Here is a 14,046-nt window from a genome sequence, read left to right as displayed (position 1 = left end):
GGCGCGGGCCTCGCCGTCGCGGCGGGTCTCGTCAAGGGCGGCGCGGCGCGCGAGCATGGCCAGCCGCGCCGCCTCCACCACGGTCTTCTCCGCCTCGGCGCGGGCGCGGGCGGCTTCCAGATCCTCCAGCCCGGCGCGGGTCGCCTCGGCGCGGGACAGCTCCGCCTCGGCGGCCTCGGCCGCCTCGCGGTGGCGCGCCGCCGCGAGACCCAGCGCCTCGACGCGGGAGGCGGCGAGGTTGCGGTCGGCCTCGGCCCGGGTCTGGGCGCGGCTGGCTTCGGAGAGCTGCGTCTCGGCGCGCTTGCGGGCCTCGCGCAGGGCGGTTTCGCGCGTGGTGGCCGCGCGCAGGGCCTCGCGCATCGTGTCATGCAGGATGCGGGCCGCTTCGGCGCGGGCCTCGGCCTCTTCCAGATCGGCCGAGAGCGCGGTCAGCCGGTTCTGCTGTTCCAGCCGCAGCGCGGCGGCCGAGGGCGCATCGGCGGCGGCGGCGACCAGCCCGTCCCAGCGCCACAGGTCGCCCTCGCGCGAGACCAGCCGCTGGCCTGGCCGCAGCCATGGCTGAAGCCGCGGCCCGTCGGCGGCGTCGATCACCCCCACCTGGCCGAGACGCCGGCCCAGAAGGTCGCAGCCCGTGACCTGCGCGGCCAGCGGCGCGGCGCCCGCGGGCAGGGGTTGCGCGCTGTCGTAATCCTCCAGCCGGGCCCAGCCCGAGCGCAGATCGCCCGCCAGGCGCGGCGCCTTCAGGTCGTCGGCCAGCGCGGCGCCGAGCGCCCGTTCGAACCCCGGCGCGGCGGTCAGCTCGTCGAGGATCTGCCCGCCCCTGGCACCGTCGCGCGCGACCAGCCGCTCCAGCCCCGCCACCTCGGCGCGCAGTGCCTTGGCCTCGCCCTCCGCCTCGCTGGCGGCGCCGCGCGCGGCGGCTTCCTCGCCCTGGGCCGCGCCGCGGGCCTCCTCGGCGGCATGGGCTTCCTCCTCGGCGAGTTCCAGCGCCTCGGCCGCGGCCTGTGCCGCCTCTTCCGCCGCGGCACAGGTCTCGGCCCCGGTCTCGGCGGCCGCCTCGGCCTCGGCAACGGCGGCGGCGGCGGCGGCGGCTTCCGCGGTCTCGCGATCCAGGACCCGGCGATTGTCCGAGACCAGCCGTGCCACGGCCTGGTGGCGCGCGGACAGCGTGGCGACGGCCTCGGTGAGTTCCTGCATCGCCTCCTCGCGCAGCGCCAGTGCCTCCGCGGCTTCCTCGGCCTGCCCGGCGGCCAGGTCCAGCGCCTCGTCATGGCCGCTTGCGGCCTCTTCCAGCGCCTCCGCCTCCTCGGCCAGCCGGGCCTGCATCGCCTCGGCATCCTCGCTCAGCCCGTCCTCGCGCGCGGCCTCGCCGGCATAATCGGCCAGCCGGGCCTCGAGGCGCAGGATCTCGGCCTCCGCCGCCCTGGCCCGTTCCGCCAGCGAGTCGCGTTCGACCATCGCCCGCTGCAGCAGGGCGGCGGCGATCGCCTCTTCCTCGCGCAGGGCGGGCAGGCTGTCCTCGGCCTCGCTGCGGGCGGCGCCGGCGGCGCGGGCCTCCGCCTCGGCGCGGGAGGCGGTGGTGACCCGTTCGGTCAGCGCCTGGCGCGCGGTGACCAGCGCTCGGTCGGCATCCTGCCAGCGGCGGAACAGCAGCAGTCCCTCGGCCGCGCGCAGCTGTTCGCCGATCTCGCGATAGCGCGCCGCCTGCTTCGCCTGGCGGGTCAGCTGCGCGAGCTGCGCGGCCAGCTGCTCGACCACGTCATCGACCCGTTCCAGGTTGGCCTCGGTCGATTTCAGCTTCAGCTCCGCCTCGTGGCGCCGCTGGTACAGGCCCGAGATCCCGGCCGCCTCCTCCAGCACGCGGCGGCGGCTCTTGGGCTTGGCATTGATCAATTCGCTGATCTGGCCCTGGCGCACCAGCGCGGGCGAGGTGGCGCCGGTGGAGGCATCGGCGAACAGCATCTGCACGTCGCGGGCGCGGACCTCCTTGCCGTTGGCCTTGTAGGCGGAGCCCGCATCGCGGGTGATGCGGCGCACCACCTCCACCATGTCGCGGTCGTTCAGCGAGGCCGGGGCCAGCCGGTCGGAATTGTCGATCTGCAGCGTCACCTCGGCGAAGTTGCGCGCGTTGCGCGTCGCGGCCCCGGCGAAGATCACGTCCTCCATGCCGCCGCCGCGCACCGCCGAGGGGCGGGTTTCGCCCATCACCCAGCGCAGCGCCTCCAGCAGGTTCGACTTGCCGCAGCCATTCGGGCCGACCACGCCGGTCAGCCCCGGCGCGATCACCAGGTCGGTCGGGTCGACGAAGCTCTTGAACCCGTTCAGGCGGAGACGCGTGAACTGCACCCTGGTTCCTTTCCCGGATCTGGTCCCGAGATGATCGGGGTTTCGGCAGCCGTCGTCAATGATATGACGAATATGTTGGCGGCATAGGCGAAGATTTTACCATATATCGCGGCAATGTCGATATCTTGCCTGCCCCTGCGACCCGTGTCGTCGGGTCCTTCTTGAACCGGGGCCGGGCGCGGATTACGCCGGGATGCGGCGAGGTCGAAAGGGTGCGGACCATGGTGGCGGAATGTGCGATGCAGGCAGGGCGGTCTCCGTCGATCGGTGTTGAATCGCCGCTGGATCCGGAGGGGCGCGCCCTGATCGCCGACAGCCAGGCGGCCTTGCTGGAAGTCGCGGCCGAAGAGGAGATCTTCTCGCTCGGGCCCGAGGAACTGGCCGCGCCGAACGCGGTCTTCTTCGTGGCGCGCATGGACGGGCAGCCGGCCGGCTGCGTGGCCCTGGTGGATATGGGCCGGTACGGCGAGGTCAAGCGGCTCTTCGTGCGGCCCGCCTGGCGCGGGCGCGGCATCGCCGAGGCGCTGATGACCGCGGGGGAGAGCCTGGCCCTGGAAATCGGCCTGACGGAGATGCGGCTGGAAAGCAGCACCGCGCTGGCGGCGGCGGCGCGGCTCTACCGGCGGATGGGATATGCCGAATGCCCGGCCTTCGGCGGCTATCCGGTGCTGCCGGACAGCCTGTTCATGGCGCGCCGGCTGGCCGGCCCCGTCTGATCGACGGGATCAGCCGGGGGCGATCGGCGGGCGGTGGGTCAGCACCGGCCGGATGACCTGCGGCGCCGTGCCGGGGCAGTCCAGATAGGCTTCGGCCAGGGACCAGTCCCCGTAAAGCGTTCCGGGCAGGACCCGGCAGCCCGAGGCGGTTTCGATGGCCTCGAGCGCGCGGGCAAGCATCACCATGCGCCGGGGACGGGATTCCGGCGAGACCCGCGTCGCCTCGGCACGGGTGGCGGTGTAGCGCACCACGAATTCCGAGCCTCCCGCCGAGACCCGCGGCACCTTGCCCCCATGCAGGAGCGGCAGGGACTGCGTCGCGCATCCCGCCAGGACCACCATGGCCAGCAGCGGCCCCGCGAGGCGCGGCAGGGAAAACGATGCGAAAGGGACAGGTCTTCTCATGAAAATGCTCCGCCGGATGGCGGAGCATTGCCGTGTCACGGTTAATGCCGGGTTGAGGGGCGGGGAAGTCCCGGCCCGGCTCAGCTGCGCCGCTTCAGCTCGGCCGTCAGGTTCGAGATGCTGCCGCCCTGCTGGTCCAGCAGCGAGGTGATCTCGGTCCGTTCGGTGGTCAGCAGGTTGACCCCCTCGAGAATGACGTTGAACACCTTGCCGTTGCGATCGGAGACGTGGAAATCGACGGCCACGGCCGACTGGCCGCGGGGCTTGGCCCGGGCCGAGACGATCACCGCGCGCTTGTCCTTGCGCGCGCCCTGGACCTGGATGTCGCCGCCGATGAACTCGCGGAACCGCGCGCCGTATTTCTTGGACAGATAGGTGCGGAAGGCTGCGGTATAGGCCGACAATTCGCCCGAGGAGGCCGAGCGCGCGGCCGGTCCCAGCGCGAAGCGCGCGATCGTGTCCATATCGGCATACTGGTTCAGCAGCTGCTCGAACGCCTTGTACATCTGCGCGTCGGAGCGGCCGGAATTGATCGTCTTCTCGATATCGGCGGCCATGGACTGCACGTAGCTGACTGCCTGATCCTCGGTCAGGGCCAGGGCCGGCCCGGAAAGCGTGGCCAGGACGGCCGTGCCGGTCAGGCCGGCCAGCATCGCGCGGCGGGAAAGGTCAATCACCGTAAAGCTCCTCGTAGGGGTCGATCACGCCCCCATCTTCTGCGCCCCCGCCAGAGGGCATACCCAGTTCGAACCGCCGCGCGTCCAGGTAGACGACGCGCGAGGTGGCATAGCTGTCGGCGCTGTTGTCCAGAACGTCGTTCAGCGTCTCTCGATATGTATACCGGTAATTCGTATATTCACCCACCGTCGAGCCCGGCGGGTAGTAACTTTCCGGTGGGGTCAGCACATAGCCCAGCGGATTGGTCACCAGGTCGACGACATCCCCGGCCAGGTCGCGCTGGGTCGAGGGGCCGAAGAACGGGACCGCCAGATAGGCGCCCTCGCCCACCCCCCAGACATGCAGGGTCTGGCCGAAATCGGCATCGCGGGATTCAAGCCCCAGTTCCGTCGCCGGGTCGAGCACGCCGAGGAAACCGAAAGTGGCATTGGTCGCGAAGCGGAAGCTGTTGTGCAGCGCGTCCTCGACCTTGCCCTGCAGCATCTCGTTGACGATCCGCCGCGGCAGATCGGTGAATTCCGAGAAATTGTCCACGCCGCGCCGCACCGGCTGCGGCAGGACGGTGCCGTAGACATTGGACACCGGCCGGTAGACCGTGCGGTCCACGGCCTTGTTGAAATTGTGGACGCGCCGGTTGGTCTGCTCGTAGGGGTCGTTGAAGCCGCCCGGTCCGGCGGGCTGGCCCGTCGTGCAGCCTGCGACGCCGATCGCCGCCAGCGCGGCGAGCGGCAGGAAACTCGTAAACACCCGGGCAATCCCCGGCCGGATCGCTCCGTCTAGGCTGGGCTGCACGTTGCACCTCAATCTGTTCTTCGCACTTTGGGACACATAGTATAGGACCGACGCGAAAGCCATCGCGCCGATCGTCAAACATGGCCTTGCCCGGTCTGGATTTCGGGGCTTGCGCAGAAATTACGGGAGACCGCCATGGACCGTGCCAGGGCAGAAGGGTTGAAGGAATTGCGCGAGGCCCGCGCGGAAAGCAACGGACTGCTTCTCTTCGTGGGCATTTTCAGCGTTTTCGTCAATCTCCTGATGCTGACCGGCCCGCTTTTCATGCTGCAGGTCTATGACCGCGTGCTGGGAAGCCGCTCGGAGGCGACGCTGGTCGCCCTGGCTGTGCTGGTGGCGTTTCTCTATCTCTCCATGGGGATACTCGACTATGTGCGCGGCCGGCTCCTGGCGCGCATCGGGGCGCGGTTCCAGGCGCGGCTGGACCGGCGGGTTTTCGCCGCCGCGCTGGAAGATGCCGCCACGCGCGATCGCGGCGCCGCGGCGGCGGGGGTGCGCGACCTGGAAACCGTGCAGCGATTCCTCGCTTCGCCGATCCTGGGCTCGCTTTTCGATCTGCCCTTCACCCCGGTCTTCGTCGCGGGGATCTTCTTCTTCCACCCCTGGCTGGGCATGATGGCGGTGGGCGGCGGCGCGGTGCTGGTCTTGCTGACCTTCCTCAACCAGCGCAGCACGCGGGCGCCGCAGCTGGCGGCCAGCCAGGCGGCGGCGACGGCAGACATGATGTCCGAACGGCTGAAACACGATGCCGGCATGGTCCAGGCCCTGGGCATGCGCGGCGCCGCCTTCACCCGCTGGCAGCAGATCCGCGGCAAGTCCCTGGGCCTGTCGCTGCGCGCCGCGGATGCCGGCGGCAGCTATACCGCCATGACCAAGACCTTCCGGCTGTTCCTGCAATCGGCGATGCTGGGCCTGGGCGCCTATCTGGTGCTGCGCATGGAAATGACGGCCGGGGCGATGATCGCCGGATCGATCCTGCTGGGCCGGGCGCTGGCGCCGATCGAAATGGCGGTCGGGCAATGGGCGCTGGTGCAGTCGGCAATGAAAAGCTGGGACAACCTGGCGGAGCTTCTGGGCCGGGTGCCGCCGCCGGCCCCGCGCACGCAGCTGCCCAGGCCGCGCGCCCTGCTGGACGTGCAGCAGGCGACGGTCATCCCGCCGGGCCAGCAGCAGGCCGCGCTGCGGCTGGTGACCTTCCGGCTGGAGCCGGGAAAGGCGCTTGGCGTGATCGGGCCCTCGGGGGCGGGGAAATCGACCCTGGCCCGCGCCCTGACCGGGGTATGGCGGGCGGCGGGCGGGAAGATCCGGCTCGATGGCGCGACGATCGACCAGTACGAGGCCGACGCGCTGGGGCGGTATATCGGCTATCTGCCGCAGCAGGTGACGCTGTTCGACGGCACGCTGGCCGAGAATATCGCCCGGCTGGAGCCCGGCGCGAAGGACGAGGACATCATCGCCGCCGCCAAGAAGGCCGCCGCGCATGACATGATCCTGCGGCTGCCCGACGGCTACAACACCCGCGTCAGCGCGGCCGGCGCGCAGCTTTCGGGCGGGCAGATCCAGCGCGTCGGCCTGGCCCGCGCGCTTTACGGCGATCCGGTCATCCTGGTGCTGGACGAACCCAATTCCAACCTCGACAACGAGGGCAGCCAGGCGCTGAACCACGCCATCCGGGCGATGAAGCAGGATGGCCGGTCGGTGCTGATCATGGCGCACCGCCCGGCGGCGATCCAGGAATGCGACATGCTGCTGGTGCTGGATGGCGGCAGCGTCAAGGCCTTCGGACCGCGCGACGAGGTGCTGGGCAAGATGGTCCGCAACGCGGGCGAGATCAGGGCGGCGCAGACCCCCGGAGGCGTGGCATGAGCAAGGCACCCATTCCCCCCGCGGCGCGCGCGGCGCCCCAGGCCGCCGCGGCGCAGCAGGACGCGATGCCCGCGCCGGAGCAGGCCTTTGCGGCGCGCGGCTTCATCACCGCCGGGCTGATCATGCTGGCCGTGCTGGTCGGCGGGCTGGGCGGCTGGGCGGTCTTCACCACCATTGCCGGGGCGATCGTCGCCTCCGGCCAGATCGAGGTCGACCGCAACCGCCAGGTGGTGCAGCATCCCGATGGCGGGGTGGTGCAGGACATCCGGGTCGACGAGGGCGATGCCGTCACCGCCGACCAGGTGCTGGTGCGGCTGGACGGCACGCTGCTGCAATCCCAGCTGAACATCGTCGAGAACCAGTATTTCGAGATCCTCGCCCGCCGCGGCCGGCTGGAGGCCGAGGAAAACGGGCTGGCGGAGATCTCGTACGATCCCGACCTGCTGGCGGTGGCGGCGGAAAACCCCGAGATCGCCGAGCTGATCGACGGGCAGCAGCGCCTGTTCGAGGCGCGCAATGCCAGCCAGGCCCAGGAGGCAGAGCAGCTGGGCAAGCGCCGCGCCCAGATCGCCAACCAGATCGAGGGGATCACCGCCCAGCAGGAGGCGCTGGGAACCCAGCTGTCGCTGATCCGCGACGAGCTGTCCGACCAGACCGACCTGCTGAACAAGGGGCTGGCACAGCGCACCCGCGTGCTGGCGCTGCAGCGCGAGGAGGCGTCGCTGGCCGGGCAGCTGGGCGAACTGGTCGCCTCGGAGGCCGAGAGCGAGGGCCGCATCACCGAGATCGACATCGAGATCCTGAAGCTCGACACCTCGCGCCGCGAGGAGGCCACGACCACGCTGCGCGACCTGCGCTATCGCGAGCTGGAGCTGTTCGAACAGCGCCAGTCGCTGCGCGAGCAGCTGTCGCGGCTGGATATCCGGGCGCCGGTTTCGGGCATCGTCTACGGGCTGACGGTCTATGCCGAACGCTCGGTCATCCGCGCGGCCGATCCGGTCCTGTATATCGTGCCGCAGGACCGGCCGCTGGTCATCGCCACGAAGATCGAGACGATCCATGTCGACGAGGTCTATCCCGGCCAGGAGGTGATGGTGCGCTTTCCGGCCTTCTCCTCGCGCACCACGCCCGAGCTGGAGGGGCACATCACCGTGGTCTCGGCGGATGCGTTCCAGGACGAGCAGAGCGGCGCCAGTTTCTACCGCGCCGAGGTCGTGCTGGAAGAGGGCGAGGCGGAACGGCTGCCCGGTCATGTCGCGCTCCTGCCCGGGATGCCGGTGGAGGCCTATATGCGCACCACCGATCGCAGTCCGCTGGCCTATCTGGTCAAGCCCTTCACCGACTATTTCACCCGCGCCTTCCGCGAGAGCTGAGCGCGCAGCCCTCCGGCAGGGCGGCCCGGCCGGACCCGGCTTGCCTTCCGCGCAGGCGGTCCCGAGGCGGCAGGCCAGACGCCCGCCGGGCGGGCATCATCGGCCGGGGGGCGAAAGGCTGACGGGCGGGCCGGGCCATCCGGCTCTGCCGGGTGCCGCTGGCCGGGACGCTGCCCGTCCGGCGCGGAAATCCCGGCGCCGCTCCGGCACGTCTGGATGCATCATGCCGGGCGGGGGGCAGATGGGCCCGCGCAGGGAAGGGGGTGCCGCTGCGGCAGCCGGATCGATGCGGGCGCTGCCGCTTCTGCGCGGGTCCAGGTCGAAGTCCATGGCCTTCTGCCCGAAGCGGATCGCGGCGGCGGCATTGCTCCTGCACGGCGCTGCCGGTCCCCGGGAGGCCGGACGTGCGTCCTGCCGGAGGGCGGGATCGGCCGGGCGGTCCCGGAGGGCGCGGGCCGATGCGATCGATCGCGACGGGATGGCGTCACCCGCCGGAAGCCGGCGGGGCGGAGGAGGTCCCCCCGGTGCGGCCGGAGGCAGGATCGCGGCAGCTTTTCCGGGAGGGCCGGGGCCGGCGAAAGGCTCAGCCCTTGCGGCGCGTCTTTTCGGGCGGCGACAGGATCAGCCCGACCGCCCCGAGGAAGACGCCGATATCGGCGATGTTGAACGTGTAGGGATTGACGATGCCGCAGCAGGACATGTTCAGGAAATCCGCCACCGCCCCGTGGATCACCCGGTCGATGACATTGCCGAGCGCGCCGCCGACCAGCAGCCCGGTGGAGACCGCCACGATCGGGCGCGGATCGCGCCGCGCCCAGTTGAGCGCCCAGGCGCAGATCGCCAGCGCCAGCGCCACGAGGATCCAGCGCGCATCGGCGGAGGAGCCGAGCCCGAAATTGATGCCGGTGTTCCAGCCCATGTGGAAGACCAGATAGGGCGGCAGGACCGGGATCGTGCCGACATGGATCAGGCCCAGCCCCCAGATGACGGCATATTTGCTGGCCTGGTCCAGGGCCAGCATGAGGATCGCGGTGAGGGCGAGAAGGCGCATGATCGGGACATCCGGGCAGCGGGAAAGGGGAGGCCCCGCCTCGTAGGGCGGGGCGGGACGGCGCTCAGTGCCGGAAGTGGCGCATGCCGGTCAGGACCATGGCCAGGCCGCGTTCGTCGGCGGCGGCGATGACTTCCTCGTCGCGGATCGAGCCGCCGGGCTGGATGATCGCGGTCGCCCCGGCCTCGGCGGCGGTGATCAGCCCGTCGGCGAAGGGGAAGAACGCGTCGGAGGCCACGACCGAGCCCTGCGTGGTGGGCGCGGAGAGCCCCAGCGCCTCGGCCATGTCCTGGGACTTGCGCGCGGCGATGCGGGTGCTGTCGACGCGGCTCATCTGGCCCGCGCCGACGCCGACGGTGGCGCTGTCCTTGGCATAGATCACGGCGTTGGACTTCACGTGCTTGGCCACGCGCCAGGCGAAGAGCAGGTCGCGCAGCTCCTCGGGGGAGGGCGCGCGCTTGGTGACGACCTTCAGCTCCTCGGCGCCCACATGACCGTTATCCTTGCCCTGCATCAGCAGCCCGCCGGCCACCTGGCGCACGGTCAGCGCGGCGGTGCGGGGATCGGGCAGCCCGCCGGTGACGAGAAGGCGCAGGTTCTTCTTGGCGGCGAAGACGGCGCGGGCCTCCTCGTCGGCCTCCGGCGCGATGACCACCTCGGTGAAGATCTCGGCGATCTTCGCGGCGGTGGCGCCGTCGAGTTTCTGGTTCAGCGCGATGATGCCGCCGAAGGCGGAGGTGCGGTCGCAGTCGAAGGCGCGCGAATAGGCCTCGGCCAGGGTCGCGCCGGTGGCGACGCCGCAGGGGTTGGCATGCTTGATGATCGCGCAGGCCGGGCCCGCCTCGGGGGCGAATTCGGCGACCAGCTCGAAAGCCGCGTCGGTGTCGTTGATGTTGTTGTAGCTCAGCGCCTTCCCCTGGAGCTGATAGGCGGTGGCGACGCCCGGACGGTTGGAGCCGTCGACATAGAAGGCGGCCTCCTGGTGCGGGTTCTCGCCATAGCGCAGCGACTGCGCCAGATAGCCCGCCACGGCGCGGCGGCGCGGCGCGGGCTCTTCCAGCGCCTGGGCGAACCAGTTCGACACGGCCGCGTCATAGGCGGCGGTGCGGCCATAGGCGGTCAGCGCCAGCGTCTTGCGGAAGCCGAAGGTGGTGGCGCCGCCATTGGCGTCCATCTCGGCCAGGAGCGGCGCGTAATCCTCGGTATCGACCACGACGGCCACGCCGGCATGGTTCTTGGCCGCCGCGCGGATCATCGCCGGGCCGCCGATGTCGATATTCTCGACGCATTCGTCATAGGGGGCGTTCTTGGCCACGGTCGCCTCGAACGGGTAGAGATTGACGACCAGCAGATCGATCGCGCCGATGCCGTGGGTCTCCATCGCGGCCAGGTGATCGGCATTGTCGCGCAGCGCCAGAAGCCCGCCATGCACCTTGGGATGCAGGGTCTTGACGCGGCCGTCCATCATCTCGGGGAACCCGGTGACATCGGAGACATCGGTCACCTCGTGGCCCGCCTCGCGCAGCGCCTTGGCGGTGCCGCCGGTGGAGAGCAGGCGGACGCCGTGGCGGGCCAGGCCCTCGGCCAGGTCGGTCAGGCCGGATTTGTCGGACACCGAGATCAGGGCGGTGCGGATCGGCTGCGGGAGGGTCATTCGGGCTCCTTGGGCTCATGGGCTTCGGCGGCGGCGGCGCGCCGGGGGATCAGGTGATCGACATGTCGTCCCGGTACAGGTCGCGGGCGCCGGGCGCGGCTTGCGTCACGCGCGACAGGCTCCAGCGGATGGTGGTCGTGGCGCCCGAGGCGCTGGCATCCAGAACGATCTGGCGGGTCGGTGTCGGCTGGGGCCGGGTTTTCTCCAGATAGACGCTGGGGTCAAGGCTCAACCTTGCGGGGCTGGCATGACGGAATTGCCAGACCTCGCCCGATTTCAGCAGGAGCGTCGCGCTGAGCCCGTCCTCGCCGGGCTGCAGCGTCACGTCGGGATGCAGGTGGAACCGGATGGTGAAGCCCGCCCCCTGCAGCCCGCGCAGCCCCGGCGCGGCCCCGGCCACCGGCACCAGCCGGTCCTCGCCATGCAGCACCAGCCCCTCGTCGCCCAGATCGAGGCTGCGGTGATGGATCAGCCCCAGCCGCGCGGCATAGCCGTCATGGCTGGCATCGAGCGCGGCGGGGCCGCGATGCGGGGCCGGATCGCAGCGCACGTCGCGCGGGCCGCGCACCAGCATGGACCAGTTGCGGCGGACCGTGCGGAAGGCCTGCTGTCCCTCGCCGTCGGGGACCAGCACGGAATGGGCGGGCGCGGCGCGGGCGGCCAGTTCCCAATCCGCGCCGAAGCTGAGCCCCGAGCCGCAATTGACCACCATCGGCCGCCGGCCCACCGTCATCTCGAAGGCCAGGGTTGAGGCATGGCCGGTCAGGCCCGGCCCCGGCCCCGAGGGCGGCGGCGCGGCGTCGATGATCACGGTGCTGCGCCCGCGCGCCAGCCGCGCAAAGCCCATGGCCCGGCCGGGGGCGGCGGGGCTGCGGGACCTGGAACCGGCAAGGGCGGCATCCAGCCGGCCCTCCACCCCGCGGCCGCCGCCATGGAACCGGGCCAGCCCGCCATCGGCATGGCGCAGCGCGCGCAGCACCGGAGCGATCCGGGCGATGGCCCCCAGATGCTGCGGCTGCGCGGCCAGCCCGGCCTCTTCCAGAGCCGTGGCGCACCAGACCAGCAGGGAGAACAGGTCCAGCAATTCCTCGGGGTTGCGTCCGGGCAGTTCTCCGGCCGGGCCCACCTGATCGCGGCACAGCCGCTCCAGCGCCTTCACCGCCGGGCGGATGCGGGATTCCATGTCGCGCAGGGCCAGCCCCGCCTGGATCAGGCTGCAGACGGCTTCGAAGGTGGGCAGGCCCTGCGGCGCGCGCCGCCAGGCGCGCGACAGGTAGAGCGCCTGCGCCGAGAGCGCGCGGCGGAACCGCCGGGCGGCGGCGGGGTCGGACCCGGCCGCGAGCATCCCGGCATGATTGACCCAGCGGACCAGCCGCCGCCCGGCGATATCGGCGCGCCAGCCGGGGCCCCGTCCGCTGCCGAAACGGGTCAGCCAGGCCGCCGTCCAGTCCCGTGCCAGGCCGCGCGCCTGCCGTGTGCCCGCCGCGGCCAGGTCGTCGAGCCAGGCAAAGCCGTGGCGGTCGGCCTCGGCCCGCGGCGGCAGCGGCGCGAGATCCCAGATCGTGCCGCCGCCCAGGTCGCGCCGCCGTCCGCCAAGCTGGATCTCCCCGCGGCAGATCGCCTGGCCGATGGCGGCGGAGCCGATGCTGCGCGGTTCGGGCGGCAGGGCGAATTCCGCCGGTTGCGCCCCCAGCGCGGCGCGCCAGACCGCGATCCTCGTGCCGGTCGAGGCAGGGCGCGGGCGGGGCATATCGGCAGGGGACACGCGGGAACTCCTTGGAAACGGGGCGGAAACGGGGATGCTTCGCGGGCGGAGCTTACGCCGCCCGGCGGGGCCTGTCATCCGCGCGCCGCCGCCCCGGCCCGGCGCGTTCCGCGAATGTCACAGCGCGGCGCGCCGCAGCCGGGCGATGAAGAACCCGTCCATCCCCCCGGTTTCGGGAAGGAAATCCGGCCGCAGCCGCAGCCCGCCGGGCACGGCGGCCTCCGGCGGCAGGCCGTATTCGGCCGGGTCAAGCGGATCGGCGGCCAGGCCTTCGTGCCGGGCCAGCGCCGCGGCGACCTGGGCCTCGCCCTCCTCCGGCAGGAGCGAGCAGGTGCAGAAGACCAGCGCCCCGCCCGGCGCCAGCCAGCCGAGCGCGCGGTCCAGCAGCGCCGCCTGCAGCGCGGCAAGCGGCGCGGTCGCGGCGGCGGATTTGGCATGGGGCAGGTCGGGATGGCGGCGGATCGTGCCGGTGGCGGTGCAGGGCGCATCCAGCAGGATCGCGTCGAATGCCCCGCCCGGATCCCAGGCGGTGGCATCGGCGACCACGGTTTCGGCGGCGAGCCCGGTGCGCGCCAGGTTCTCGGCCAGCCGCGCCATGCGATGGGCGGAGATGTCCAGCGCGGTGACCTCGGCGCCCATGGCGGCCATCTGCAGCGTCTTGCCGCCCGGCGCGGCGCACAGGTCCAGCACCCGCGCGCCCGGCGCCGGGGCCAGCACCCGCGCGGGGATCGCGGCGGCGGCATCCTGCACCCACCAGCGCCCTTCGGCATAGCCGGGCAGCGCCGAGACCTGCCCCGGCGCGGCCAGGCGCACCGAGCCGGTTGGCAGGACATCGCCGCCGGTGGCCTGCGCCAAGGCGGTGGCGTCGCCATCCGCCGGGGTCAGGTCCAGCGGCGGCTGGCGGGCGAAGACCGCCTCCATCGCCGTCAGGGCATCGCCGCCATAGGCCTTGCGCAGCGGCTTGCGCAGCCAGTCGGGCATACGCGCGGGCGGCAGCGCGTTCCAGCGCGGCGCGACCTCCCCGGCGGCGCGGCGCAGCACGGCATTGACCAGCCCGGCCATCGACCGCGTCTTGGGGTGGCTGCGCATCAGCGTCACCCAGCCATTGACCACGCCATGCGCGGCGGCCTCGTCCTCGCAAAGCTCCACCATCGCCAGATGCAGCACCAGCCGCACCCGCAGGGGCGGCGCCTTTTCCAGGAAGGGGGCCAGCGCCTTGTCGATCCGCTGGCCATGGCGCAGGGCCTGCGCGGCCAGCCGCTGGGCGCGGGCCCGGTCGGCCGGGGACAGCGCGGCCAGCGGGCCGTCCGGCGTCTCGGTCAGTTCGGCCAGAAGCCGGTCCTGCAGGCGCACCGCCTGCACCAGGACCAGGGCGGCCCGGCGCGCGGCGAGCCCCGGCT

General features: G+C 72.0%; 11 protein-coding genes. 3 read left to right on the top strand and 8 right to left on the bottom strand.

Annotated elements, in window-relative coordinates:
• Positions 1–2,346, bottom strand: a 2,346-nt coding sequence (locus ICN82_RS19520; protein ID WP_193186464.1) for an AAA family ATPase, incomplete at its 3' end; no start/stop codon positions are given.
• A 221-nt stretch (positions 2,347–2,567) separates the two neighbouring features.
• Here ICN82_RS19520 and ICN82_RS19515 point away from each other — a divergent pair.
• Positions 2,568–3,062 (top strand): GNAT family N-acetyltransferase, encoded by a 495-nt coding sequence (locus ICN82_RS19515; protein WP_193186461.1) that lies wholly within the window; start codon positions 2,568–2,570, stop codon positions 3,060–3,062.
• Between the two features lie 9 nt (positions 3,063–3,071).
• On the opposite strand, the gene ICN82_RS19510 is transcribed toward ICN82_RS19515, so the two are convergent.
• The 3 genes from ICN82_RS19510 to ICN82_RS19500 form a co-directional block, all read right to left on the bottom strand.
• On the bottom strand, positions 3,072–3,467 hold the full coding sequence (locus tag ICN82_RS19510; protein ID WP_193186458.1) for a hypothetical protein: 396 nt from the start codon (positions 3,465–3,467) through the stop codon (positions 3,072–3,074).
• A gap of 80 nt (positions 3,468–3,547) precedes the next feature.
• A complete protein-coding gene (locus ICN82_RS19505) occupies positions 3,548–4,144 on the bottom strand; it encodes an MlaC/ttg2D family ABC transporter substrate-binding protein (RefSeq protein WP_330999036.1) in 597 nt (198 codons plus the stop codon).
• Positions 4,137–4,892 carry an MlaA family lipoprotein gene (locus ICN82_RS19500; RefSeq protein WP_193186455.1) on the bottom strand — a complete coding sequence of 252 codons (756 nt, stop codon included), beginning with the start codon at positions 4,890–4,892 and terminating at the stop codon, positions 4,137–4,139. Before ICN82_RS19500 ends, ICN82_RS19505 begins: the two co-directional genes overlap by 8 nt.
• Positions 4,893–5,072: 180 nt before the next feature.
• Here ICN82_RS19500 and ICN82_RS19495 point away from each other — a divergent pair, with 180 nt between their 5' ends.
• Together ICN82_RS19495 and ICN82_RS19490 are read left to right on the top strand one after the other, a co-directional pair.
• Entirely contained in the window at positions 5,073–6,803 is a 1,731-nt protein-coding gene (locus tag ICN82_RS19495; protein ID WP_193186452.1) for a type I secretion system permease/ATPase, read from the top strand.
• A gap of 65 nt (positions 6,804–6,868) precedes the next feature.
• On the top strand, positions 6,869–8,176 hold the full coding sequence (locus ICN82_RS19490; protein ID WP_193186470.1) for an HlyD family type I secretion periplasmic adaptor subunit: 1,308 nt from the start codon (positions 6,869–6,871) through the stop codon (positions 8,174–8,176).
• A 583-nt stretch (positions 8,177–8,759) separates the two neighbouring features.
• On the opposite strand, the gene lspA is transcribed toward ICN82_RS19490, so the two are convergent.
• The 4 genes from lspA to ICN82_RS19470 form a co-directional block, all read right to left on the bottom strand.
• Entirely contained in the window at positions 8,760–9,227 is a 468-nt protein-coding gene (lspA, locus tag ICN82_RS19485) for a signal peptidase II (protein ID WP_193186450.1), read from the bottom strand.
• A gap of 64 nt (positions 9,228–9,291) precedes the next feature.
• Complete coding sequence (gene purH, locus ICN82_RS19480; protein ID WP_193186448.1) at positions 9,292–10,881, bottom strand: bifunctional phosphoribosylaminoimidazolecarboxamide formyltransferase/IMP cyclohydrolase; 1,590 nt, start codon at positions 10,879–10,881, stop codon at positions 9,292–9,294.
• A gap of 49 nt (positions 10,882–10,930) precedes the next feature.
• Positions 10,931–12,646 (bottom strand): heparinase II/III family protein, encoded by a 1,716-nt coding sequence (locus ICN82_RS19475; protein WP_193186445.1) that lies wholly within the window; start codon positions 12,644–12,646, stop codon positions 10,931–10,933.
• Positions 12,647–12,763: 117 nt separating this feature from the next.
• On the bottom strand, positions 12,764–14,046 hold a 1,283-nt coding region (locus ICN82_RS19470; protein ID WP_226898619.1), incomplete at its 5' end, for an RsmB/NOP family class I SAM-dependent RNA methyltransferase.

The sequence above is a fragment of the Mangrovicoccus algicola genome (assembly GCF_014903745.1).
In the GTDB taxonomy this organism is placed as follows: Bacteria; Pseudomonadota; Alphaproteobacteria; order Rhodobacterales; family Rhodobacteraceae; genus Mangrovicoccus; species Mangrovicoccus algicola.
Note: the sequence above shows the minus strand (reverse complement) of the source record. Positions and strands in the feature narration are given on the sequence as shown.